Genomic DNA, 23,091 nt, shown 5'->3' with positions numbered 1-23,091 from the left:
GAGTTCTCTACCGAGTGCGGGCCAGGGACGATCCCCGCTACCGGCGAATTGTTAAAAAGCAATCGGTGCTGGCGCTGGTGAAGGCCTATTCCCGCGATCTGCGGCGCCGACCGACCTTGAGCGAAGTCTACGTGGTCAAGCTAGGGGAGTGGGTGGGAGATGTTTCCTATCTGGATCGGGAGGCGTTTTTGGAGTTGGCCGACGAGCTGCTGGCGCTCGAGCTAGGACCGGAGGCGAAGGCATAGAAACCTTATGTCAGAGGCTGGAATCACCCGCGCAGCTTGGATCGTGGCGGCCTTGGTGGTGTCGGCAGCCCTGGGGCCGCGGTTGGCTCTGCCTTTGGCTGGGATGGTGGGCTTGGTGATTGTCGAGCAGGTGGCCTTTGGGGGGCGGCTCTCGGGGTTGCTGGGCGCGCTGCTGGATTGGGCTTCTCCAGCCTATCGGCGGCGGGTCATCTGCCACGAGGCAGGACACATTGTGGTGGCCCACCTGCTAGGGATCCCCTTGCGCGGCTACGTGCTGGGCCCCTGGCAGGCTTTCCGACACGGGATCCCCGGCTACGGGGGAGTGCAGCTGGATCAAGCCCCCATGCGCACCTGGGAAGCCCAGGGGGGCATCCCCTGGGCAGATCTAGAGCGCTACAGCCTGTTTTGGATGGCAGGGGCTGCCGCGGAGTCTCTCCAATATGGCCAAGTGGTGGGAGATGAGGAGGATAGACAACAGTTGGCCAAGCTGCTGGCAGGGATCTCAGCAGCCCAGCCCTTGACCTCTGCGGCTCAAATGAGGGCCTACATCAACCGCTTTCTGCGCCAGAGCCGGGCCTTGTTGCAAGCCCACCCCGAAGCCTATGCCGTTGCCGTCCGGCACCTAGAGCAGGGATCCCCCCTCCAAGACTGCCTAGCTGCCCTTGCGGCCAGCTTGGAGGAGCGGTGTCAACAACCTCCCTCGCCCTCTTCTGAAACCTCTTGCTGATACACTGTGACATACGAAAAAAGCTCGGGATCCCCCAGGCTCGGGATCCCAGCGGTTGACTACATCGTTGTGTCGCTTAGGGAGGATCCATCTTGCGCCCCATCCTCATTGCCGGCAACTGGAAAATGCACAAGACTCAGGCTGAGGCTCGCCAGTTTCTGCGCGAGTTTCGTCCAGCCCTGCAAGCCTCGTCTGCAGGGGTGAGGCCGCAGCGGCAGATCATTCTCTGCGTGCCCTTCACAGACCTGGCCGTGGTGGTAGAAGAAACGCGGGGATCCGGCATGGCTGTGGGAGCCCAGAACCTGCACTGGGAGGATCAAGGGGCGTTTACGGGAGAGATCTCCGGCCCCATGCTAGCAGAGCTGGGGGTGCGCTACGTTATCGTCGGCCACAGCGAACGGCGGCAGTACTTTGGCGAAACCGATGAAACCGTCAACCGGCGCTTGGCCGCGGCCCAGCGGCACGGGCTCACCCCCATCCTCTGTGTGGGGGAAAGCTTGCAACAGCGGGAGCAAGGCCTGACCGAGTCTTGGATTGTGGGACAGTTGGATCGCGCCTTGCCGGGGATCGATCTGCGCAACCTCGTGATTGCCTACGAGCCAATCTGGGCCATTGGCACGGGGAAAACCTGTGCAGCCGCCGAGGCCAACCGCGTCATCGGCCTTATCCGCCAGCATCTGGGCGCCGACCACCTGCCCATCCTCTACGGTGGCTCGGTCAAAGCCAGCAACATCGACGAGCTGATGGCCCAGCCGCAGATTGACGGTGTACTGGTGGGAGGGGCCAGCCTCGATCCCCAAGAGTTTGCCCGCATTGTCAACTTCCAGGCCCTGACTCCTGCCGCAGCAGCGGCTCCCTAGGTTCCTCAGCGAGATTGCCCCCACAGTAGAGCCACGGGAAAAGACTTGAGGACGGCGCCCACCGACAAGGTGTCGCCGGCAGGGATCCCTTCTTGGGTGAGGCCATTGACCCACTCCAGCCGCTTCCAGCGCGGCAGCTGAATTTCTGTGTCTTTCCAAACAGCGTCCCCCAAGGGATCCTGCGTCTGGTAAATTAGGGAGGTTAGGAAGCGGGGCGCCACCACCAGGACGACTTGTTTGTCGTGCTGACGGGCAAAAGCAATGACATGGTTGGCATAGGAGCCGCTCACCTGCAGGGGAATATAACTGCCTTCCAGAAATAGCTGCGGCTGTTCCTGACGGGCCTTTAGCACCTGATGGATGAGAAACAGCTTAATGCGGCCGTCGTGGCGGTGAAGCAGAAGATCTTGGATAAGTTGCAGGGGATCCTGCTTGATTCGCCGTTGAATTTCTTCGAGGTAAGCCAGGCGGCGGGAAAAGTCCACAGGCCGACGATTGTCGGGATCGACCATGCTGAGATCCCACAGCTCCGTGCCCTGGTAGATATCCGGGATCCCAGGGCTGGTGAGCTTCAGCAGGGTTTGAGAGAGAGAGTTAAAGATGCCAAAGTGGGCAATTTTGCGCTGAAAGGGCAGGAAAGACTCCAAGAAGGGGCTTGAGGGCCGCAGGATCTGATCGATGAAAGCAAGGGTAGCTTCTTCGTATTCGGTATCGGGGCGAAGCCAAGCAGTATGAACCTTAGCTTCCCGAACTGCTTTAATGGCGTAGTCTTTAACTCGCTGGATAAAGGTAGGAACTTCCTCTGGTTGAAAAGGATAGGAGCCGATCAAAGTCTGATAAAGAAAATACTCGTCGTTGCGATCGGGCAGCTCCGAACGCTTCGCTTGCTTGCTGCGAACTTTGTAGCCAAGATTCAACTCATGCCAGAGTTTAATGTGCTTCTCCCATTCAGCGGGGAGTTCCGAGAGCACATTCAGGCGGGCCCGCACATCCTCGCCGCGTTTGGTGTCATGGGTGGAGGAAGCATTCATTGAGAAGGGCCACTGGGCTGCTCGTTCTTGGTTAAAGCGATGGAACTCTTGGACAGAAATGCCAAAACGATATAGATCCCCACCTACTTCGTTCAGGGATAGCAGCCTGTTGTAAACGTAGAAGGCCGTATCCTCTACCCCTTTGGCCATGAGAGGGCCAGCCAACTGTTGCAGCCGCATGGCAAAGTAGATTTGCTCGTTTTTCTCTTCCTCTGAGACGTTTTCGGGGAACTCAAGGCAGAGAAAGCGCTGCAGGAAATTCAGCTCGTTAACCAAAATGGGCAGGTTCTCCTTAGCTTTCTCTACAGCTTGGCGGACGGCCTGTTGACCTTCTGAGCTGAGGATCCCTTCGTGGATGTAGACTCGGTAAACTGGGAAACACACCAAAACCTCTGCCAAGGCTCGGCGCAAGCTGTAGAGGGTGAAGTCATTGGCATAGCGGTGATGGCTGGTAATCTGCTTGAGCAAAAAAGCAAGGTTGTCCATGTCCCCTGCCAGGTTGCGCTCGATAATCAGCCGTTTTTTATCTTCGATAACCTGTTCTGGTGACTGTTGCAGGTTGGTGAAATCTTGATAAAGAGCACTGAAGGCTTCTGCATTCTCCGATTGGCAAAAGATGCCATTAAGCTTAGCTAAAAAGTCGTAACCCGTTGTGCCTTGAACTGGCCATTGCTGAGATAGCTTCTCATTAGCTTCTAGTATTTTTTCTACCACAATGTAGAGATCTGGACAGCGTTCTCGCAGACGGTGGAGATACTCCTCTGGGTTAAATAGGCCATCGATGTGGTCGATGCGTAAACCTGTGAAGCGCCCCTGTTCTGCGAGCTTGAGAATGAGCTGATGCGTTTTGCGAAATACTTCGCGATCTTCCATCCGCAGCGAGATCAGATCGTTGATGGTAAAAAAACGACGATAATTAATCTCCTCAGCACCCACCTTCCAAAAGGAGAGGCGAAAGTTTTGCCGTGCCAAAAGGCTGTCCAACAAGTCAAAGCTGGAGGGATCCCCGGGCTTGCCGTTGAAGATGGCGATGTTCTCGTCAAAGAAGCTTTGAATATGCGGGCTAGAGGTGTAGAGCTCCCAGAGGGAGTGCTTGGCAAAGCTAATTTGATCCGTGCGCTCTAGGAGATCCTCTTTGCTAGGAATAAACTTGAGGCTGAAGAGGATCCCGAGTAGTTTGACATAGTCGGGGTGGCTGCGCCCTAGTTTCCGCCGCAACTTGCCCAGGTTATAGGTAAAAACATCGGCATAGGTGTCAATATTGAGAGGAAATCTTAAGTTGTAGTAGTTAATGCTCAGGCCGTCGGCATCATAGCGTAGCTGAATCTGGCCTGACTCCAGGCACTTGTTGTAGAAGTCGCCCAGGAAGGGAGCAAGGATTCTGCCCTTGATCCCCAGATAGGAGTGATCCCAATTCACGTCAAAGTAGTCGATAAAGTCTGAGTTAGGCCCGCTTTCCAAAACATCCATCAGCATTTGGTTTTGGCCGTCGTAGGCCATGTGGTTGGGCACGATGTCTTGGATCCAGCCGATTCCTTGCTGGTTGAGGGTTTCCCACAAGAGTTCAAACTTTTCACTCCCCCCTAACTCCACGTTGATCTGCCTGGGATCCACGACGTCGTAGCCATGGGTGCTGCCCTTGCGGGCCTGAAAGATGGGGGAAGCATATAGATCGCTGATGCCCAGCAACTTCAGGTAGGGGACAATTTGCCGCGCTGCCTCGAAGTCAAATCCAGCGTGAAACTGAATGCGATAGGTGGAAGTCGGGATCCGCATGACGACCTCAAAACGACGACAAGGTGGCTCAGCCCATGACCAGAAGGGATGTTTCCAGGGTAGCGGCTAAGATCGGGAGGTCCCGCATAAAGATCGGCAAAACCCTAGATAGGTGTTCAGGGGCACAAGAGCGCCAAAGGGCAAGCAACGATGCTAAACCAGGCGGCGGCGAGATGGGCAACGATTTTTCTCTTGAGCGGCACTTCTGGGAGCGACCTGAGCTTTGCCCAAGGGGAGTTGCGGGTGGGGGACGAACCGGTTTTCACCCTGCCCACTCCCGCTGCCTCTGCCCATCTGCGTCTGGTGCAGCAACGTCTGGAGGAGATTTTGCTGCAGGCCAGCAGCTCCCAGCCCCAGGTCGGTTTGGAGATCCCTGCTCCTCCCACTCCGGATCCCTTGGTGGCTCCTCTGCCAGCCCATACTCTTCTCAATGGGCAACTGCCGTCGACAGTGACGCCGGTGGATGCAGAGGCCTACGCCACTTCTCAACCGGCGGATTTGGCGCGACGGCTACAGAAGACCCTAGACTCGGCGGAGAGCCAGCAGCGGCTCTATCGCCGATAATGGGCGGCTGGTTACCGGTGGACCGTGCATCGGGAATCATGTCGTTTATTGGCAGATCCCTTTTGGGGAGGATCCCCTGGGGTTTTCCTATCAGCCGGTGCTGCCGGATCCCCCGCCGGAGCGGCTATTTTTGTTAAACCGCCTGCCTCAGTTTGTGCCCTACGAGTTGCGACCCTAAGCGTTTTTCTACGGCCTCCTATGTCCTCTACACCATCCACGCCAACCCTTCCCCGCCAGCCCCGCATCCTGTTGGGCCTGCGGGCTGACCATTTTCGCCATCCTGTGGATCTGCAGGCAACCCGCTCTCTGCAGCAGGTGCCGGGGCTGGGCCTGCTGATTCAGAATTTGCTCGGCTCGACGGCAGGGGAGATCTTTTATCTGGATAACATCGCCTCGAGCATTCAAATCAACGAGCACCAGTTGCCGGAAATTCACCAGCTTCTGGTGCAGGCCTGTCGCATTCTAGATCTGGAAGTGCCCCAGCTCTACGTGCGCCAAAATCCCGTGCCCAACGCTTACACTTTTGCCATGCAGGGGAAAAAGCCCTTTATCGTCCTGCACAGCTCCCTGCTGGACTTGCTGGAGCCGCCGGAAATTCAAGCCGTGATCGCCCACGAGCTGGGCCACCTCAAGTGCAACCACGGCGTCTACTTGACGATGGCCAACCTTCTCATGCTCTCGACCAGTTTGCTCCCCTTCGGTGGGCTCTTCTATCAAGCGCTGCAAGATCAACTGCTGCACTGGCTGCGCTGTGCCGAGTTTACCTGCGACCGGGCGGCGCTGCTGGTTACCCAGGACGCAAGAACGGTGATCTCGGTGCTAATGAAGCTGTGCGGCGGCTCGCCGCAGTTGGCCGCCAAGCTCAATGTGGATGCTTTTCTGGAGCAGGCCCGCACCTACGAGGAGCTGGACGACGATCTCTGGCAGCTTGAGCTGAAGCAGATGCAGACCATTGGGCGCACCCACCCGCTGCCGGTGCTGCGAGCTCGGGAAATTGAGCGCTGGTTCCGCAGCAACACTTACCGGCAAATTTTGGAGCAGCACGGCTCGACTGCTGCCTGAGAGGCCAGGATGGCTTCCCTCGGAGTGACCTCTGGCCTCCCCCTGATTGTGGGGGAGACCCTTTTCGATTGTTTCCCAGACAAGGTGGTGCTGGGCGGTGCGGCTTTGAATGTGGCTTGGAACCTCAAAGGGCTAGGATCCGATCCCGTCTTGCTCAGCCGCGTCGGCCAAGATGAGGCGGCAGAACAGTTGTTGGCGGCGCTGCGGCGGCAGGGGCTGCGTCTGGAAGGGCTGCAGCGGGATCCGCTTCACCCCACCGGCCAAGTCCGGGTCACGCTGGATGGGGAGGGGATTCCGACCTTCGCCATCTTGCCCGACCAAGCCTACGACTACATCCAGTTGGACAGGGCAGCTCTGCAAGCCCTCCGCCCCAGCCTGATCTACCGGGGCAGCTTGGCGGCGCGTCGAGAAGCAGCCCATCGCCATTTTCAGGAGACTCTTCCCACTTTGGGCTGTCCGGTGTTTTTGGACCTCAATCTGCGGGATCCCTGGTGGCGCCCAGGCCCCGTCCGGGAAATGCTGCGCACCTGCGCTTGGCTGAAGCTGAACCAAGAGGAGCTGGAGCAGGTGGTGCAGTTAGAAAGCATCCCCGCCGGCAAGGTGGAGGAACAGGGGCAGGCCTTGCGGGCGCGGTTGAACCTGAGGGGCTTGTTCCTAACGCTGGGGGCGGCAGGTGCATTCCTGTTCACCGGTAGGGGGGTGTATCGGGGGGAGCCGGTGCCGGTGCCGCGGCTGGTGGATACGGTGGGGGCAGGGGATGGGTTTAGCGCGGTGGCCATCCTGGGCCTGCTGCAAGGATGGCCGGAGGCGGTGTTGCTGCAACGGGCGGTGGAGTTTGCGGCGGCCATCTGTGGAGTTGCGGGGGGCGCCCCCCCAGATCCGGCGTTCTATCGCCCCTTCCGGCAAGCGTGGGGGCTGTAGAAGCTACTGGAACTGGCGCCAGTGGAACTGGGCGTAGCGCCCCCCCTTGCTCAGCAACTCGCGATGATTGCCCTCCTCCAACAGTTGCCCCTGCTCGAGGACGAAAATGCGATGGGCGCTGCGCACCGTAGAAAGGCGGTGGGCGATCACAAAAACCGTGCAGCGCTGCATCAACCGCTGCAGAGCTTCCTGCACCAAGGCCTCAGACTCGTTATCCAAAGCAGAGGTGGCCTCGTCCAGGATCAAGATCTTGGGGTTGAGCAACACGGCGCGGGCAATGGCCAACCGCTGCCGCTGGCCGCCGGAGAGGGTAACTCCGCGTTCTCCAACACGGGTGGCGTAGCCATCGGGCAGGCTCTCGATGAAACTGTCGATGTTGGCCACGCGGGCCGCCTGCCGCACTGCTTCCAGGTCAAAGTCCTCTTGGCCGTAGGCGATGTTGCTGGCGATGGTGCCGGAAAACAGGGTAATCTCCTGGGGCACGATGCCGATCTGGCGGCGCAAGCTCTTGAGGGTGACGGTGCGGATGTCGATGCCGTCGATGCGGATGCAGCCTTCCTGGGGATCGTAGAAGCGCGGGATTAGGTTGACCAGGGTGGATTTGCCGGCGCCGGAGGATCCCACCAGGGCGACAATCTCGCCGGGGGCCACCTGGAAGCTGATCTGTTTGAGCACCGGCTGATCTGGTTTGTAGGCAAAGGAAACCTGCTCGAACTCCACCCAGCCTTCAATGGGCGGCATGGGGCGGGCGCCGGGCAGCTCCCGCACGCGGGAGCGGGTATCCAAGAGCTCGAAGATCCGCTCCACCGAGGCTTCCCCCTGTTTCAGCTCGCTGTAGTTGTTGGTGATGTGGACAATGGGGTCGATCAGCATGGCGACCCCGGCAATAAAGCCAAGAAACTGGCTGCCGGTCAGGTTGCCCTTGCTAATCTGCCAGCCCCCCACCCAAAACACCCCCAACACGCTCATGGCGTACAGAAAGCCCACCACCGGGTCTTGGATAGCTTTAACCTGTTCGGTTTGGAAGCGGGCCAGGCGGTTGTTCTCGGCCATGGCGCTGAAGCGGCGGATCTCGTAGTCCTCGGCAGCAAAGGCGCGGGTGAGGCTGATGCCGGCAAAGGCTTCCGTCAGAAGGGAGGACAGGTCGGCCATGCTCTCCTGGTTAAGGCGGGAGCGCAGCAGCAGCCGCTCCCCAAACCAACTGATCAAGGCGCCCATCAGGGGGGCAATCACCAGGGTGGTCAAGGTGAGGATGCCGTTGAGGTAGAACAGGTAGGCCACTACCGCCAAGATGGTGAGCACGCTGGGGATGAAGCGGTGGAAAAAGCGCTGCACCACTTCGCCCACCCGATCCAGATCGCCGGTGAGGCGGTAGACCAGGTCGCCGGTGCGGCTGCCGGAAAAGTAGTCCACATCCAACCCCTGCAAATGGGCGTAGAGCCGTTGCCGCAATTCCAATACCATTTGCAAAGAGGCCTTGGCCATAAGGGTGTCCTGGCCGTACTGGAAGGCGCCGCGCACCAGAAAAAACACCACCCCGATCAAGGCCAAGATCCGCAGTTGCCCCAGATCCCCCGCGCCGATGGAGCGGGCCACCCACTCGATCAAGTAGGCGAGGGCAGGCATAGTGAGGACAAAGCCAAGGGTACAGGCCAGCCCCAGCAGCAACATCCACAGGTGGGGCCGAATGAAGGGAAAAAGGCGGCGATAGCTACGACCCGGATGCACAGATCTCAGAAGAAAGGGCTTCTGCCCCACTCAGCTTACCGGATCGGGCCACAAGCTGCTGCCGGGATCCCTGGCCAGCGGGGTTGTCTCTTAGACGGCTCTGGCTAGCCTAACTTTTGCCCATACCTGGCAAGGGGGGATCCCCTTCTTCGACGGCGTCTGCGCCAACGTCGCCAGCGGGAGACCAGGCAATCGCTGAGGCTGTGGTTCAGCGAACCCAGCTCCAGCCCCATGCCCACCCAAAGCAGCGTCTCTGCGTGCGCATGCAACCCTTGCCAGAGGTGGTTGCGCCAGGCCCAGGGCCGCCACTGCCACCAACCCAGGCGGGATCCCAGCCAAGCCCCCGGCAGGCCCACCCCCGCCACCCACAGGCCCAGGTAGAGCACGCGCAGGGCAGTGCCGACGATCGGCCCGTGGGACCAGAAGGAGCGGTGTTGCAGGCAGCGGCGGTAGGGGAGCCAAATCCAGCGCAGGAACAGCCAGCGGCGATACTGGCGAGAGTCAGTGTCCAGATCCCCGGAAAACATCAGGCCGCTGAAGAGATAGGCGGATCCCACGGCCAGAGCTACGGCAGCGCTGTTGCCCAACAGGCCGGCTGCCAAAGTGACGCCGGGAGCTGTCCAGAGGGTGATGCGATCGTGGGTGGATCCTAGAGGCATGAAGCCAGCGCAGCGCTCCGCTGCGGCTGAGTCTAGCCGCAGGAGAAGGAAAAAGCTTGCCCTCAGGCCGGGATCCCTCGATTGAGGCGATCCAACACCTGCAACTGCCGGTAGAGCATCTCCACCCGCGGCATCTGAATCCCGCCTTGCTGGGCATAGCGGAGCGGGTTGGCAAAAATAGCCTCCAGTTCCAGGGGACGCTTGCGCTCGTAGTCGATCTTCATGCTGGTTCGGTAGGGGGCCATCTTCTCGGTGCTGGCCAGCATCTCGGAGATCAGGGTCTGCGGGAGGTGGCGGCCACAGGCGGCAGCCCCCTGGATCACCTCGTGCATCAGCGTTTCCGCCAAAGCGCGGGCCTCAGGGTCGCGGATCATTTGCTGGGTATCGGCGTTGAAGATCACCGAGAGGCCGTTGAAGGGAATGTTCCAGACCAACTTCTGCCAGCGGGCCAACATCAGATCCGGAGAAAGAGAGGTCGGGATCCCGGCCCGCTGAAAATCTGCTTGAACTTGTTGAAGGCGAGGCGTGATCCCCTGGGGCGCATAGCCGGGGCCGTATTCCGCCAGCAGCACCGAGCCATAATCCAGATGACAGATGTGGCCGGGGCCGACTTTGTTGGAGCTGATAAAGCACAGCCCGCCGATCACCCGCTCAGGGCCAACCCAGTTGGCAATCTCCGGCTCCGCCCCCAGGCCGTTTTGCAGCAGGATCACCACGCCGTTGTCCGCCAGCACAGGCGGCAGCAACCGTGGCAGGAGGTGATTTTGGGTAGCTTTCAGGGCCACGATCACCCCTTCGCAGACGGGCATCTCCTCCACGGCGGCGTAGGCATTTACCTGGGGTAAGTGAAAGTCGCCCCAGCAGGACTCTACCCACAGCCCTTTCTGGCGCACGTGGTCGTAGTCGCTGTGCAAGAGAAAATGCACCGTGAAGCCAGCCTGTTGCAGTTTTGCCCCGTAAAACCCTCCCAGGGCGCCTGTGCCCAAGACAGCGTAGCGACGGGTTTCCGGCAAGACAGCCATAGCGGCAAAAGTCGGCAGATTATCCCCACCATACCGCACCCCAGGGGCGTCTCAGGCTCACTCTCTGCTGTTTTCCTCAAGTTTGGCGTCGATCAACAACACCCGCTCCTCGCCGTCGGTTTCCCGCAGGTGCACTTTGACGATCTGCTCAGGGGCCGTGGTTAGCTTGTGACCGCAGTAGTCTGGTTGAATGGGAAACTGGCGGTGGCCGCGGTCGATCAACACGGCCAGGCGCACTTGCTCCGGTCGCCCAAAGTGGTTGAGAGCCTCCAGAGCCGCACGGACGGTGCGACCCCGGAAGAGCACATCGTCCACCAACACCACTTCTTGGCCGGTCAGATCCCGCGGCAGCTCGCTGCGATTGGGAGTGCGCAGGCCGCCGGAGCCCAGGTCGTCTCGGAAGAAGGTGATGTCCAGCTCTCCTACCTGCGGTGGGCTCCCGAAGCCGGTGGCGATGCGATCCCGCAGGCGGTAGGCCAAGGGGACGCCGCGAGTGCGAATGCCGATCAACACCAGCCTGTCCAGGTGGGGGTGATCCCTGGCAATTGCTGTAGCCAGAGCGTCGATCAGCTCCGCTATCTGCTGCGCATTGAAGACCTCGACTGTGGACATGGATCCCTGTCCCCCCCCTCGCCAGTTGGGACTCAGCTTATAAAAGCCCAAATTAGCCCAATCTGCCGGCGGGATCCCCATCCGGTAGGATAAAAGTAAGAGCAATCCCAAAGCCGTGGAGGTTTCCTGGAGGGATCTGCGATGTCTGTTGCTTGGCCGGCTTCTGGTTTGGTGAGACTGTCCTGGCTGACCCCTTTCCTGCGGGGTGCGGTGTTTTGCGGGCTGATCCTGTGCCTGGGTGTCGCCCTCTTGGGATCCCCGTCCTGGGCAGAAGACTACAGCAAGCGGGATCTGCAGGGGGCGAACTTTGCCGGACAAGACCTGAGCGGCTGGAAATTTCTCAAGGCCAACCTGCGACAAAGCGATCTCAGCCATGTCAAAGCGGCAGGGGCGAATCTGTTTGGAGCCAACCTCAGCAGAGCCAACCTGCGGGGGGCCGATCTGCGCGGCGCCACCTTGGACATGGCCAATTTGCAAGGTGCCGACCTGCGGGAAGCCCAACTGCAGGACAGCATGATGTGGCTGGCGCGGGTGGAAGGGATCGAGATCGAGGGGGCGGATTTCACCAACGCCCTGATCCGCAAAGATGCCCTTGCCATCCTCTGCGAACGGGCCAGCGGCGTTAACCCCGTCACCGGGCGGGCCACCCGCGACACCCTCGGATGCGACTAATCCCTCACCCTCGGACCCTCTCCCCTGAGGGAGAGGGGGGATGGGGAGGCCAGGAACGCCCTGTTTCGCCGCAAAGAGGTGTGGCTCAGGAGGTGGGGGCAGCCGCCTCAGAGCGGGCGGACGGGCGCCGAAACTGGCTGAGAAGCGAGTTCCAGGCCAAGCGGGCCATGGATAGCAGCCAATTGCCCTCCAATTCCTTGAACAAGTCCATGTTGAGCTTGAAGGCGTAGTTGGCTTCCGCCACAATGCGCTCGATGGTGGCCTGATCCAGCTCCAGCGCGTCCAACTGGGCGCGGTAGCGCTGCTTAAACTTGCCCTCGTGGGGGATCTGCTCGAAATCGTAAAAGGCCGTTCCTTCCCCCGGCGGCAGGCCCATGGCCCGGCGGGCGATGTTTTTCAGGATCTGGCCGCCCGAGAGGTCGCCGATGTAGCGGGTGTAGGCGTGGGCAATCAGCAGAACCGGGTCTTTTTCCACCACTTCTCGAATGCGGTTGACATAGACCTGGCAAGCGGGAGAGGGCTTGACCACGGCACGCCAATTGGGGCCGACAAAATAATTCAAGTCCTTCTCCAGGCTGGCCCTGCGCCACAATTCGGGATAGTAAAGCCGGCCCACCAGCGGGTGCTCTCGCAGTTGGGCAAAGCCCTCTTCCAGAGCGCTGTAGACAAAGTAAAAGTTGCCCACATAGCGGCTGTAGGCTTTTTTATCCACCACTCCCTTGAGGAAGCACTTGATGAAGGCCATATTCTCGGCCATGGTGTGGGACTGCTTGGTGCCCTCCCGCAACTGAACCGAGAGGCTGGCATGCTGGTGTTTTTGTTGCAGACTTTGACTCACAAAATCCTCCTCGCCAAAAACGGCTGCTTGTGTGAGCTGTTTTCAAAAACATCAATAAAGGTCGCCCTGGCCCCAGAGGCTGTGTAACCCCACTTCAACCCCTTCTCATCTGAATGGATGTGGATCCTGCCGGGGAACGACGCAGACCAGACCTCCACCAGGCTGAGCGCGCCCTCCAACGACTTGACCTAGCCTCCAGGCCCACCCCACTTTTCCAAGCCCTTTGACGACCGGCAAGCGGAGTCGGAGCAGCGGCTGACTTCCCAACGGTCAATGATTAGAATAATCTGCTTAAGTGTGAATGGATGTGAACAATCCTTAAGGCAGGTTGGGGATCGCCCCTGGCTTGGCAGCTTGGCTGGGATCCCAGGGGCCGTTGCCAAAACTTCCCGGATAACCCGGCGGCCCTTGTAACGTTCGTTGACGATTGTTGGCAGGGTTTCTATAATTAGAGGCCTGACTGCAGCGCAACCCCTGCCGAGCAACGCATGACACAATTAGCAGTGCCATCCCCTGCCGCTCCTACCTTGCCTGACCTGGTAGAGATTCAGCGGGAGAGTTTTTTGTGGTTTTTGCGAGAAGGGTTTGAAGAGGAGCTCCTCAGCTTTTCCCCTATCGTCGATTACACAGGCAAGCTGGAGCTGCACTTTCTGCCGGAGTACCGCCCTGGGGATCCCTCCAAAGGGTACAAGATCAACAAGCCGCGCTACGACCCTGAGGAAGCTAAGCGACGGGATGCTACCTACCAAGCGCAAATCCGGGTGCCCACTCGCCTGATTAACAAAGAGACGGGCGAGATCAAGGACATGGACGTCTTCATCGGCGAGCTGCCTTTGATGACGGATCGGGGTACCTTCATCATCAACGGCGCCGAGCGGGTGATCGTCAACCAAATCGTGCGCAGCCCCGGCGTCTACTACAAGTCGGAGCTGGACAAAAACGGTCGGCGCACCTACAGCGCCAGCCTCATCCCCAACCGGGGCGCCTGGCTGAAGTTTGAGACCGACAAAAACGGCCTGGTGTGGGTGCGCATCGACAAAACCCGCAAGCTCTCGGCGGCGGTGCTGCTGAAGGCCTTGGGCCTGAGCGACTCGGAGATCTACGACAGCCTGCGCCACCCCGAATTTTTCCAAAAAACCATGGAAAAAGAGGGGCACTACAGCGAAGAAGAGGCCCTGATGGAGCTGTACCGCAAGCTGCGGCCTGGCGAGCCTCCCACCGTCTCCGGCGGCCAGCAGTTGTTGGAATCCCGCTTCTTCGATCCCAAGCGCTACGACCTGGGCCGAGTAGGGCGCTACAAGCTCAACAAAAAGCTCAATCTCAACGTGGCGGAAAATGTGCGGGTGCTCACCGTCACGGACATCTTGGCCGTCATCGACTACCTGATTAACTTGGAGTACGACATCGGCCATGTGGACGACATCGATCACCTGGGCAACCGCCGCGTGCGCTCGGTGGGCGAGCTCTTGCAAAACCAAGTACGGGTGGGCCTCAACCGCCTGGAGCGGATCATCCGCGAGCGCATGACGGTCTCCGAGTCAGAGAACCTCACCCCGGCCTCGCTGGTTAACCCCAAGCCCTTGGTGGCGGCCATCAAGGAGTTCTTCGGCTCCAGCCAGCTCTCCCAGTTCATGGATCAGACCAACCCGCTGGCGGAGCTGACCCACAAGCGGCGGCTGTCGGCCTTGGGCCCCGGTGGCCTGAGCCGGGAGCGGGCCGGCTTTGCCGTGCGGGATATCCACCCCAGCCACTACGGGCGCATCTGCCCCATCGAAACTCCGGAAGGCCCCAACGCCGGGCTGATCGGATCCCTGGCCACCCACGCCCGCGTCAACCAGTACGGCTTCATCGAAAGCCCTTACTACCGGGTCGAAAACGGCGTGGTGCGCAAGGATCTGGGGATGGTCTACCTCACCGCCGACGAGGAGGACGAGTATCGCGTGGCGCCGGGGGATGTGCCGGTGGATGCCGAAGGCCGCATCACCGCCGACTTGGTGCCGGTGCGCTACCGCCAGGAATTTACCACCGCCCACCCCAGCGAGGTGCACTACGTGCAGGTGTCGCCGGTGCAAGTGATCTCGGTGGCCACCTCCTTGATCCCCTTTTTGGAGCACGACGACGCCAACCGCGCCCTGATGGGGGCGAACATGCAGCGGCAGGCGGTGCCCCTGCTCAAGCCGGATCGGCCTTATGTGGGCACGGGTTTGGAAGCCCAGGCGGCGCGGGACTCTGGCATGGTGGTGGTGTCGCGCACCAGTGGCGTGGTGACCTATGTTTCCGCCGACGAAATCGTGGTGCGGCCAGACGACGGCGGGGATCCGATTGTTTACCGCTTGCAGAAGTACCAGCGCTCCAACCAAGATACCTGTCTCAACCAGCGCCCTCTTGTCTACGCGGGGGATCGGGTGGTGCCCGGGCAGGTGCTGGCGGACGGCCCGGCGACCGAGGGAGGCGAGCTGGCCTTGGGCCAAAACGTCTTGGTGGCCTACATGCCCTGGGAGGGCTACAACTACGAAGATGCCATCTTGATCAGCGAGCGGCTGGTCTACGATGATGTCTTCACCTCGGTACACATCGAGAAGTACGAGATCGAAGCCCGGCAGACCAAGCTAGGGCCGGAAGAGATCACCCGCGAGATTCCCAACGTGGGGGAAGATGCCCTGCGCAACCTGGACGAAAACGGCATTGTGCGCATTGGGGCTTGGGTGGAAGCCGGCGATATTTTGGTGGGCAAGGTCACTCCCAAAGGGGAGTCGGATCAACCGCCAGAGGAGCGGCTGTTGCGGGCCATTTTCGGCGAGAAAGCTCGCGACGTGCGCGACAACTCGCTGCGGGTGCCCAACGGCGAGCGCGGACGGGTGGTGGATGTACGCATCTTTACCCGCGAGCAGGGGGACGAGCTGCCTCCGGGCGCCAACATGGTGGTGCGGGTTTACATCGCCCTCAAGCGCAAAATTCAAGTGGGGGACAAGATCGCGGGCCGTCACGGCAACAAGGGCATCATCTCCCGCATCTTGCCGATCGAGGACATGCCCTACCTGGCGGATGGCACGCCGGTGGATGTGGTGCTCAACCCCTTGGGGGTTCCCTCCCGCATGAATGTGGGCCAGGTGTATGAGTGCCTCCTGGGCTGGGCGGCAGAACACTTGGGGGTGCGCTTTAAGCTGATGCCCTTCGACGAGATGCACGGCCTGGAAGCCTCGCGGTTGACGGTGGAGGCCAAGTTGCGGGAGGCCCGTGAAAAAACCGGCAAAGACTGGATCTTCAACCCAGAAGGCAAGTACTGCGGCAAGATCCAGGTGTTCGATGGTCGCACTGGCGAGCCTTTCGACCAGCCGGTTACGGTGGGCCGTGCCTACATGCTGAAGCTGGTGCATTTGGTGGACGACAAGATCCACGCCCGCTCTACCGGTCCCTACTCGCTGGTAACCCAGCAGCCCCTGGGGGGTAAGGCGCAGCAGGGTGGCCAGCGCTTTGGCGAGATGGAGGTGTGGGCTTTGGAGGCGTTTGGAGCGGCCTACATCTTGCAGGAGCTGCTCACCGTCAAGTCGGACGATATGGTGGGGCGCAACGAGGCCCTCAACGCCATCGTCAAGGGCAAGCCCATCCCTCGACCCGGCACGCCGGAATCTTTCAAGGTGTTGGTGCGGGAGCTGCAGTCCCTCTGCCTGGACGTGTCTGTCCATAAGGTGGAGGTGGACAGCGACGGCCAGACCCGCGATGTGGAGGTGGATCTGATGGCCGATGTCTCCAGCCGCCACACCCCCTCGCGGCCCACTTATGAATCCGTTACATCCGAGGATCTTTCTCCAGCGGCAGGAGGAACCTTTACCTTAGCCAGGCGCAGCCGCGAGGAAGACGAAGACAGGGAGGAAGAGGACGATTTTTGATTGATGCCAGGGATCCCATTCGGCTCAGGAGAGGAGGGGTGGGGTTCCTCTCCCCTTCCTTTGTAGTTGCTAGGGCAGCAAGTCAGGAGAACAACGGCAATGGCCAAAACGGAGCAACGCTTTGACTATGTCAAGATTGGGCTGGCTTCTCCGGAGCGGATTATAGAGTGGGGCCAGCGCACCCTGCCCAACGGCCAAGTGGTGGGAGAAGTCACCAAGCCGGAGACCATCAACTACCGAACCCTCAAGCCGGAGATGGATGGTCTCTTCTGTGAGCGCATCTTCGGGCCGGTTAAGGACTGGGAGTGTCACTGCGGCAAGTACAAGCGAGTGCGGCATCGCGGCATTGTCTGCGAGCGCTGTGGGGTGGAGGTGACCGAGTCGCGGGTGCGCCGCCATCGTATGGGCTACATCAAACTGGCCGCCCCGGTCACCCACGTTTGGTACCTGAAAGGGATCCCCAGCCACATCGCCACGCTGTTGGACATGCCGCTGCGGGACGTGGAGCAGGTGGTGTACTTCAACGCCTACGTGGTGGTGGATCCGGGCAACGCTCCCAACCTCTCCTACAAGCAGTTGCTGACCGAGGATCAATACCTGGAGATCGAGGATCAGATGTACGAGGAGGGATCCGAGCTGCAACTGCCGGAGAACTGGGCCATGATCGGGGCGGAGGCCATCGAACGCCTGCTCAAGGATATCGACCTGGAAAAAGAGGCGGAGCAGTTGCGGGAGGAGATCGCCAGCGCCCGCGGCCAGAAGCGGGCGCGCCTAATCAAGCGGCTGCGCGTGATCGACAACTTCATCGCCACGGGAGCCCGGCCAGAGTGGATGGTGCTGCGGGTGCTGCCGGTGATCCCGCCCGATCTGCGCCCGATGGTGCAGTTGGATGGGGGGCGCTTTGCCACCAGCGACCTCAACGATCTCTACCGTCGGGTGATCAACCGCAACAACCGCCTGGCGCGGCTGCAGGAGATCATGGCGCCGGAGATCATCGTGCGCAACGAGAAGCGTATGCTGCAGGAGGCGGTGGACGCCCTGATCGACAACGGTCGGCGGGGGCGCATGGTGGTGGGGGCTAACAACCGTCCCCTCAAGTCCCTCTCCGATATCATTGAGGGCAAGCAGGGGCGTTTCCGGCAAAACCTGCTCGGCAAGCGGGTGGACTACTCTGGGCGTTCGGTGATCGTGGTGGGGCCCAACCTGCGCATGCACCAGTGTGGCTTGCCCAAAGAGATGGCCATCGAGCTGTTCCAGCCCTTTGTGATCCACAAGTTGATCAAGCGGGGCATCGTCAACAACATCAAAGCCGCCAAAAAGCTGATCCAGAGCAATGACCCGCAGGTTTGGGACGTGCTGGAGGACGTAATCGACGGCCACCCAGTTTTGCTCAACCGTGCCCCAACGTTGCACCGCCTCGGGATCCAGGCTTTTGAGCCGATCCTGGTGGAGGGGAGGGCGATTCAGCTCCACCCCTTGGTCTGCCCGGCTTTCAACGCCGACTTCGACGGCGACCAGATGGCGGTGCATGTGCCTCTCTCCTTGGAAGCCCAGGCGGAGGCACGCTTGCTGATGTTGGCCACCAACAACATCCTCTCCCCGGCCACAGGCGCTCCGATTATTACTCCCAGCCAAGACATGGTGTTGGGGTGCTACTATCTGACGGCGGACAATCCCCACGCCCCCGACCTTGGCGATCGTTATTTTGCCAGCCTGGAGGACGCCCTCATCGCCTACGACCGCGGCGTCATCGGCCTGCACAGCAAAATCTGGGTGCGCTACAGCGGCCCGATGGAGTTGGGCAAAGAGGAAAAAGAGTCGGAGCCTCAGATTATCGAGGAGCCGGGCGGCACCCGCCTCAAGATCACCAACTACCGCCGCATCCGCGAGGATCGGGACGGCAACGTGATCAGCCAATACATTCGCACCACGGCGGGCCGGATCATCTTCAACAAAACGGTGCAAGATATTTTGTCTGCTTGAGGCTGCCCCTGTGGACGTTGCCCTTGTCGATGGGTAGCTGGGATCCCTGCCCCCTTGTCCAGAACTGTCAGAGTTATCACCGAGGCATTATGAGCGAAAAAGGACGCTTTTCCGCCGGTCTAGTCCGGCAGGCCGCCGATGGCGCCAAGGCCAAGACCCCGCCGCCCCCTGTACCCTTTCGCAACTATCAAATCGGCAAAAAAGAGCTGCGCAATCTGATTGCCTGGTCGTTTGCTCGCTACGGCACCGCCCGCACCGCTCAGATGGCGGATGCTCTGAAGGCCCTGGGCTTCAAATACGCCACCCAGGCTGCCGTTTCCATCAGCATCGAGGATCTGCGCATTCCACCCAGCAAGCGGCAGTTGTTGGCCCAGGCAGAAGCGGAGATCGAGGCGGCCACGGAGCGCTACACCCGCGGCGAGATCACCGAGGTGGAGCGCTATCAAAAGGTGATCGATACCTGGAACCAGACCAACGACCAGATTAAGGAGGAGATGCTCAGCAACTTCCGCCAGAACGATCCCCTCAACTCCGTGTACATGATGGCCAACTCGGGGGCGAGGGGGAACGTCTCGCAGGTGCGGCAGTTGGTGGGCATGCGCGGCCTGATGGCCAACCCGCAGGGGGAGATCATCGACTTGCCGATTAAAACCAATTTCCGCGAGGGCCTGACGGTTACCGAATACATCATCTCTTCCTACGGGGCGCGCAAGGGCTTGGTGGACACGGCTTTGCGCACTGCCGACTCTGGCTACCTGACCCGCCGTTTGGTGGACGTGTCTCAGGATGTGATCGTGCGGGAATCCGACTGCGGCACCGACCAAGGGATCCTGCTGGAACCCCTGATGGATGCGGACAAGGTGGTGGTGTCGCTGGAGGAGCGCCTGGTGGGCCGGGTGCTGGCGCGGGATGTGGTGCACCCGCAAACCCAGGAGATCCTTGCCCGCCGCAACCAAGAGGTGGATCACGACTTGGCCAAGGCCATTGTGGAGGCCGGCATCCGGCAGGTGATGGTGCGTTCTCCCCTCACCTGCGAGGCCAACCGATCGGTGTGCCGGATGTGCTATGGCTGGAGCCTGGCCCACTCCCGGCTGGTGGATCTGGGGGAGGCGGTCGGGATCATCGCCGCTCAATCGATTGGGGAGCCGGGCACCCAGTTAACCATGCGCACCTTCCACACGGGAGGTGTGTTTACCGGGGAGGTGGCCCGCCAAATTCGCGCCCCCTTTGCTGGCGTGGTGCGGTTCCCGAAAAATCTGCGCACCCGCCCCTTCCGCACCCGCCACGGCGACGATGCCCTGCAGCTAGAAGCGAACAACCAAATTGTCCTGGAAGGGCCAGACGGACAACGGGAAGTCTTCGACATGACGCAGGGATCCACTCTGCTGGTGCGGGACGGGGCCCAGGTGCAGCGGGATCAGTTGATTGCGGAAGTGACTGTAGCCAAGGCCGTGCGCAAGAGCACCGAGAAAGCCCAGAAGGAGGTGGTGGCCGACTTGGCGGGGGAAATCCGCTTTGCCGATCTGCCCATCGAGGAGAAAACCGACCGCCAGGGCAACACCACCTGCACCGCGCAGCGGCAAGGGTTGATCTGGGTGATGTCCGGCCAGGTATACAACCTGCCGCCGGGGGCCGAGCCGGTGGTGAAAAACGGGGATCGGGTGCAGGCGGGGGATGTGATCGCTGAGACCTCGCTGGTAACCGAGCACGGCGGCATCGTGCGGCTGCCGGAGCGCAGCGACACCAAAAGTGGGCGCGAAGTGGAGATCATCAACGCCGCGGTGGTGTTGCACGAGGCGCGGGTGCGGGTGGAATCCCACCAGGGCCGGGAGCAATTTTTGCTGGATACGGCCAGCGGCCAGACCTTTGTCCTCAAGGCCACGCCGGGCACCAAAGTGGGCAACGACGAGGTAGTGGCGGAGCTGATCGAGAACAATTTCCGCACCCAGACGGGCGGCCTGGTGAAGTTTGCCGGTGTCGAGGTGGCCCGGCGGGGCAAGGCGAAGCAGGGCTATGAGGTCATCCGGGGCGGCACCTTGCTGTGGATCCCGGAGGAGACCCACGAGGTGAACAAGGACATCTCCCTGTTGAACGTGGAGGATGGCCAGTACGTAGAAGCCGGCACCGAGGTGGTGAAGGACATCTTCTGCCAAAATGCTGGCGTCGTCGAGGTTATCCAGAAAAACGACATCCTGCGGGAGATCGTCATCAAGCCCGGATCCCTGCATTTGGTGGACGACCCCGCCGACCTGGAAATACCCACCGGCACGCTAATCCAGCCGGGCCAGAAGCTGCTCAGCAGCATCGTCCCTGACCGATTGGTCTATCTGGAGCAGGTGGAGACGCCTGAAGGGCCAGGCCTGCTGCTGCGCCCGGTGTACGAGTACGAGATCCCCGACCGGCCGGTGGTGCCCAGCCAAGAGTCTACCAGCGAGTCTGGCCGCTCCATTCGCCTGCGGGCGGTGCAGCGCGTTCCCTTCAAGGATGGGGAGCGGGTGAAGTCGGTGGGGCCGGTAGAACTGCTGCGCACACAACTGGTGCTGGAGATCGATACCGACGCCCCGCAACTGAAGGCCGATATTGAACTGATCCAAGATGAGAAGGATCCCAGTATCCGTCGCCTGCAACTGGTGATCTTGGAAACCCTGCTGCTGCGCCGAGACGTGGAGGCGGATCTAACCCAGGGGAGTACCCACACGCGGCTGTTGGTGAGCGAAGGAGACAGTATCGGCAGGGGGGGTGTTATCGCCCGCACCGAGATTCAGGCCAAAAAAGCCGGGATCGTGCAGGGGATCCGCCAGGGCGCGGAGGTGGTGCGACGGGTTCTGGTGGTTACCGACGACGACCTGCTGACGGTGCCTCTGACGGGCCAAGCCAGCGTCGAGGTGGGAGCGCTGGTGCGGGCCGGCGACGAGCTGGCGCCGGGGATCCCTGCCCCCGAGTCGGGGCAAGTGATGCAGATCGCCGATGGCCAAGTGGTGTTGCGGTTGGCGCGGCCTTATTTGGTGTCGGCGGGTGCCATTCTGCAGGTGCGGGATGGGGATCTGGTGCAGCGGGGGGATTCTTTGGCCCTCCTGGTGTTTGAGCGGGCCAAGACGGGGGACATCATCCAGGGTCTGCCGCGGATCGAGGAGCTGTTGGAGGCCCGCAAGCCCAAGGAAATGTGTGTTCTGGCCAAGCGGCCCGGCACGGTGCAACTGAGCTGGCGAGGAGAAGAGCCGGATCTGCGGGTCATCGAAGCCGATGGTACGGTTACCGAGTATTCGGTGATGCCGGGGCAAAACCTGATCGTGGTCGATGGCCAGCCGGTACAGGTGGGGGATCCGCTGACCGACGGCCCGGCCAACCCCCACGACCTCTTGGAGATCTACTTTGAGTACCATCGCCAAACCTTGGGCGACGACCAAGCGGCACGGCTAGCCTTGCGGGAGGTGCAGCGCTTCCTGGTCAACGAGGTGCAGAACGTCTATCGCTCGCAAGGGGTGGAGATTGCCGACAAGCACATCGAGATTGTGGTGCGCCAGATGACCTCCAAGGTGCGGGTGGACGACAGCGGCGACACCGTCCTGTTGCCCGGCGAGCTGGTGGAGCTGCGGGAAATCCAGCAGACCAACGCTACCATGGCCATCACCGGCGGGGCGCCGGCTAAGTACACGCCCGTTCTGCTGGGGATCACCAAGGCCAGCTTGAACACCGACAGCTTCATCTCGGCGGCCAGCTTCCAGGAGACCACGCGGGTGCTGACGGAGGCGGCCATCGAAGGCAAGTCCGACTGGCTGCGGGGCCTGAAGGAGAACGTGATCATCGGGCGCTTGATCCCGGCGGGCACGGGCTTCAGCACCTACGAGGAGATGGCGCCAGAACCGGAGCCGGAGGAAGAGGAGGAGCCTGTTGTGCTGCCAGAGCTGCCGCCTCGCCTGATCTTGGATGACGACCAGCTCATCGACGACTCCACCCCCGTTGACGAGCCGACGGAGGATGAGGGAGAAGAAGAGTGAGGCGTTGGCGGATCACCAGCCCTGGGCGGCGCTACAGGCTGAGATCGTCGCTTGCCGCCGCTGTCCCCGCCTGGTGGCTTGGCGAGAGGCGGTTGCCCAGCAAAAGGTGGCCCGTTTTTGTGACCAGCTCTACTGGGGCCGACCGGTGCCGGGGTTTGGGGATGTGCAGGCGCGGCTGTGGGTGATCGGCTTGGCGCCGGCAGCCCATGGGGGCAACCGCACCGGGCGGGTGTTTACGGGGGATCCCAGCGGGGATTGGCTATTTCGCGCTCTGCGCCGGGCCAGGTTTGCCAATCAACCCATCTCTCTGCACCGGGAAGATGGCCTGCAATTGCGGGATTGCTACATCTCAGCCGTGATGCGCTGCGCGCCGCCGCAGAACCGCCCCACCGCCGCAGAAGCCAAGACCTGCCTGGGCTATCTGAGACAAGAGCTGGAGCTGTTGACCCAGGTGCGGGTCATCTTGGCGTTGGACCATAACCACATGCCATGGCCATGACGAC

At 61.0% G+C, this 23,091-nt stretch carries 16 protein-coding genes and 1 pseudogene; 11 read left to right on the top strand and 6 right to left on the bottom strand.

From position 1 onward, the window contains the following. The 3 genes and pseudogenes from NW809_RS00315 to tpiA all read left to right on the top strand — a co-directional run. A pseudogene (locus NW809_RS00315) lies at positions 1–245 on the top strand (hypothetical protein); the annotation flags it as partial. A gap of 7 nt (positions 246–252) precedes the next feature. After that, positions 253–972, top strand: a complete 720-nt coding sequence (locus NW809_RS00310; RefSeq protein WP_099812493.1) for a hypothetical protein — start codon at positions 253–255, stop codon at positions 970–972. A 92-nt stretch (positions 973–1,064) separates the two neighbouring features. After that, positions 1,065–1,832, top strand: coding sequence for a triose-phosphate isomerase (tpiA, locus tag NW809_RS00305; RefSeq protein WP_011429306.1), 768 nt, complete (start codon positions 1,065–1,067; stop codon positions 1,830–1,832). 5 nt (positions 1,833–1,837) lie between these two features. Here the strand turns inward: tpiA and treY are convergent, their stop codons facing one another. Beyond that, the gene (gene treY, locus NW809_RS00300) at positions 1,838–4,639 is read right to left on the bottom strand and encodes a malto-oligosyltrehalose synthase (protein ID WP_414401297.1); all 2,802 of its coding nucleotides are present in this window, start codon (positions 4,637–4,639) and stop codon (positions 1,838–1,840) included. 150 nt (positions 4,640–4,789) lie between these two features. On the opposite strand from treY, the gene NW809_RS00295 reads away from it, so the two are divergent. The 3 genes from NW809_RS00295 (at position 4,790) to NW809_RS00285 (ending at position 7,186) form a co-directional block, all read left to right on the top strand. Beyond that, the gene (locus NW809_RS00295) at positions 4,790–5,203 is read left to right on the top strand and encodes a hypothetical protein (RefSeq protein ID WP_099812491.1); all 414 of its coding nucleotides are present in this window, start codon (positions 4,790–4,792) and stop codon (positions 5,201–5,203) included. A gap of 198 nt (positions 5,204–5,401) precedes the next feature. After that, complete coding sequence (locus NW809_RS00290) at positions 5,402–6,265, top strand: M48 family metallopeptidase (RefSeq protein ID WP_011429309.1); 864 nt, start codon at positions 5,402–5,404, stop codon at positions 6,263–6,265. 9 nt (positions 6,266–6,274) lie between these two features. Next, complete coding sequence (locus tag NW809_RS00285; protein ID WP_041438075.1) at positions 6,275–7,186, top strand: PfkB family carbohydrate kinase; 912 nt, start codon at positions 6,275–6,277, stop codon at positions 7,184–7,186. Between the two features lie 3 nt (positions 7,187–7,189). Here NW809_RS00285 and NW809_RS00280 read toward each other — a convergent pair whose 3' ends face one another. From NW809_RS00280 to pyrR, 4 genes are all read right to left on the bottom strand, one after another. Then, positions 7,190–8,914 carry an ABC transporter ATP-binding protein gene (locus NW809_RS00280; protein ID WP_011429311.1) on the bottom strand — a complete coding sequence of 575 codons (1,725 nt, stop codon included), beginning with the start codon at positions 8,912–8,914 and terminating at the stop codon, positions 7,190–7,192. Positions 8,915–9,018: 104 nt separating this feature from the next. After that, on the bottom strand, positions 9,019–9,573 hold the full coding sequence (locus NW809_RS00275) for a metal-binding protein (protein WP_011429312.1): 555 nt from the start codon (positions 9,571–9,573) through the stop codon (positions 9,019–9,021). A 62-nt stretch (positions 9,574–9,635) separates the two neighbouring features. Continuing rightward, positions 9,636–10,595 (bottom strand): putative 2-dehydropantoate 2-reductase, encoded by a 960-nt coding sequence (locus NW809_RS00270; RefSeq protein ID WP_011429313.1) that lies wholly within the window; start codon positions 10,593–10,595, stop codon positions 9,636–9,638. Between the two features lie 57 nt (positions 10,596–10,652). After that, positions 10,653–11,207 carry a bifunctional pyr operon transcriptional regulator/uracil phosphoribosyltransferase PyrR gene (gene pyrR / locus NW809_RS00265; RefSeq protein ID WP_011429314.1) on the bottom strand — a complete coding sequence of 185 codons (555 nt, stop codon included), beginning with the start codon at positions 11,205–11,207 and terminating at the stop codon, positions 10,653–10,655. 141 nt (positions 11,208–11,348) lie between these two features. Between pyrR and NW809_RS00260 the strand changes: the two genes are divergently transcribed. Further along, positions 11,349–11,879: a pentapeptide repeat-containing protein gene (locus NW809_RS00260; protein WP_099812490.1), complete on the top strand. Its 531-nt coding sequence runs from the start codon at positions 11,349–11,351 to the stop codon at positions 11,877–11,879. A gap of 85 nt (positions 11,880–11,964) precedes the next feature. Here the strand turns inward: NW809_RS00260 and NW809_RS00255 are convergent, their stop codons facing one another. Continuing rightward, positions 11,965–12,717 (bottom strand): heme oxygenase (biliverdin-producing), encoded by a 753-nt coding sequence (locus NW809_RS00255; RefSeq protein WP_276307359.1) that lies wholly within the window; start codon positions 12,715–12,717, stop codon positions 11,965–11,967. A 488-nt stretch (positions 12,718–13,205) separates the two neighbouring features. Between NW809_RS00255 and rpoB the strand changes: the two genes are divergently transcribed. The 4 genes from rpoB to NW809_RS00235 all read left to right on the top strand — a co-directional run bounded on the left by rpoB (position 13,206) and on the right by NW809_RS00235 (position 23,087). After that, positions 13,206–16,607 carry a DNA-directed RNA polymerase subunit beta gene (rpoB, locus tag NW809_RS00250; protein ID WP_099812488.1) on the top strand — a complete coding sequence of 1,134 codons (3,402 nt, stop codon included), beginning with the start codon at positions 13,206–13,208 and terminating at the stop codon, positions 16,605–16,607. Between the two features lie 99 nt (positions 16,608–16,706). Continuing rightward, positions 16,707–18,590, top strand: a complete 1,884-nt coding sequence (locus NW809_RS00245) for a DNA-directed RNA polymerase subunit gamma (RefSeq protein WP_011429318.1) — start codon at positions 16,707–16,709, stop codon at positions 18,588–18,590. A gap of 89 nt (positions 18,591–18,679) precedes the next feature. Next, positions 18,680–22,588, top strand: a complete 3,909-nt coding sequence (locus NW809_RS00240; protein ID WP_011429319.1) for a DNA-directed RNA polymerase subunit beta' — start codon at positions 18,680–18,682, stop codon at positions 22,586–22,588. After that, positions 22,569–23,087, top strand: coding sequence for a uracil-DNA glycosylase (locus NW809_RS00235; protein ID WP_011429320.1), 519 nt, complete (start codon positions 22,569–22,571; stop codon positions 23,085–23,087). The genes NW809_RS00240 and NW809_RS00235 overlap by 20 nt, the downstream gene beginning before the upstream one ends. Positions 23,088–23,091: the final 4 nt, after the last annotated feature.

The organism is Synechococcus sp. WC101 (assembly GCF_047461555.1).
Classification (GTDB): Bacteria; Cyanobacteriota; Cyanobacteriia; order Thermostichales; family Thermostichaceae; genus Thermostichus.
This window is presented reverse-complemented; position numbering and strand designations above follow the sequence as displayed.

Excerpts from the sequence above, each read along its gene's own strand:
- NW809_RS00290 (WP_011429309.1), top strand. The coding sequence starts at position 5,402 with ATGTCCTCTACACCATCCACGCCAACCCTTCCCCGCCAGCCCCGCATC.
- NW809_RS00310 (WP_099812493.1), top strand. The coding sequence starts at position 253 with ATGTCAGAGGCTGGAATCACCCGCGCAGCTTGGATCGTGGCGGCCTTG.
- NW809_RS00235 (WP_011429320.1), top strand. The coding sequence starts at position 22,569 with ATGAGGGAGAAGAAGAGTGAGGCGTTGGCGGATCACCAGCCCTGGGCG.
- pyrR (WP_011429314.1), bottom strand. The coding sequence starts at position 11,207 with ATGTCCACAGTCGAGGTCTTCAATGCGCAGCAGATAGCGGAGCTGATC.
- rpoB (WP_099812488.1), top strand. The coding sequence starts at position 13,206 with ATGACACAATTAGCAGTGCCATCCCCTGCCGCTCCTACCTTGCCTGAC.
- NW809_RS00275 (WP_011429312.1), bottom strand. The coding sequence starts at position 9,573 with ATGCCTCTAGGATCCACCCACGATCGCATCACCCTCTGGACAGCTCCC.
- NW809_RS00270 (WP_011429313.1), bottom strand. The coding sequence starts at position 10,595 with ATGGCTGTCTTGCCGGAAACCCGTCGCTACGCTGTCTTGGGCACAGGC.
- NW809_RS00260 (WP_099812490.1), top strand. The coding sequence starts at position 11,349 with ATGTCTGTTGCTTGGCCGGCTTCTGGTTTGGTGAGACTGTCCTGGCTG.
- NW809_RS00240 (WP_011429319.1), top strand. The coding sequence starts at position 18,680 with ATGAGCGAAAAAGGACGCTTTTCCGCCGGTCTAGTCCGGCAGGCCGCC.
- NW809_RS00285 (WP_041438075.1), top strand. The coding sequence starts at position 6,275 with ATGGCTTCCCTCGGAGTGACCTCTGGCCTCCCCCTGATTGTGGGGGAG.
- NW809_RS00295 (WP_099812491.1), top strand. The coding sequence starts at position 4,790 with ATGCTAAACCAGGCGGCGGCGAGATGGGCAACGATTTTTCTCTTGAGC.
- treY (WP_414401297.1), bottom strand. The coding sequence starts at position 4,639 with ATGCGGATCCCGACTTCCACCTATCGCATTCAGTTTCACGCTGGATTT.
- NW809_RS00245 (WP_011429318.1), top strand. The coding sequence starts at position 16,707 with ATGGCCAAAACGGAGCAACGCTTTGACTATGTCAAGATTGGGCTGGCT.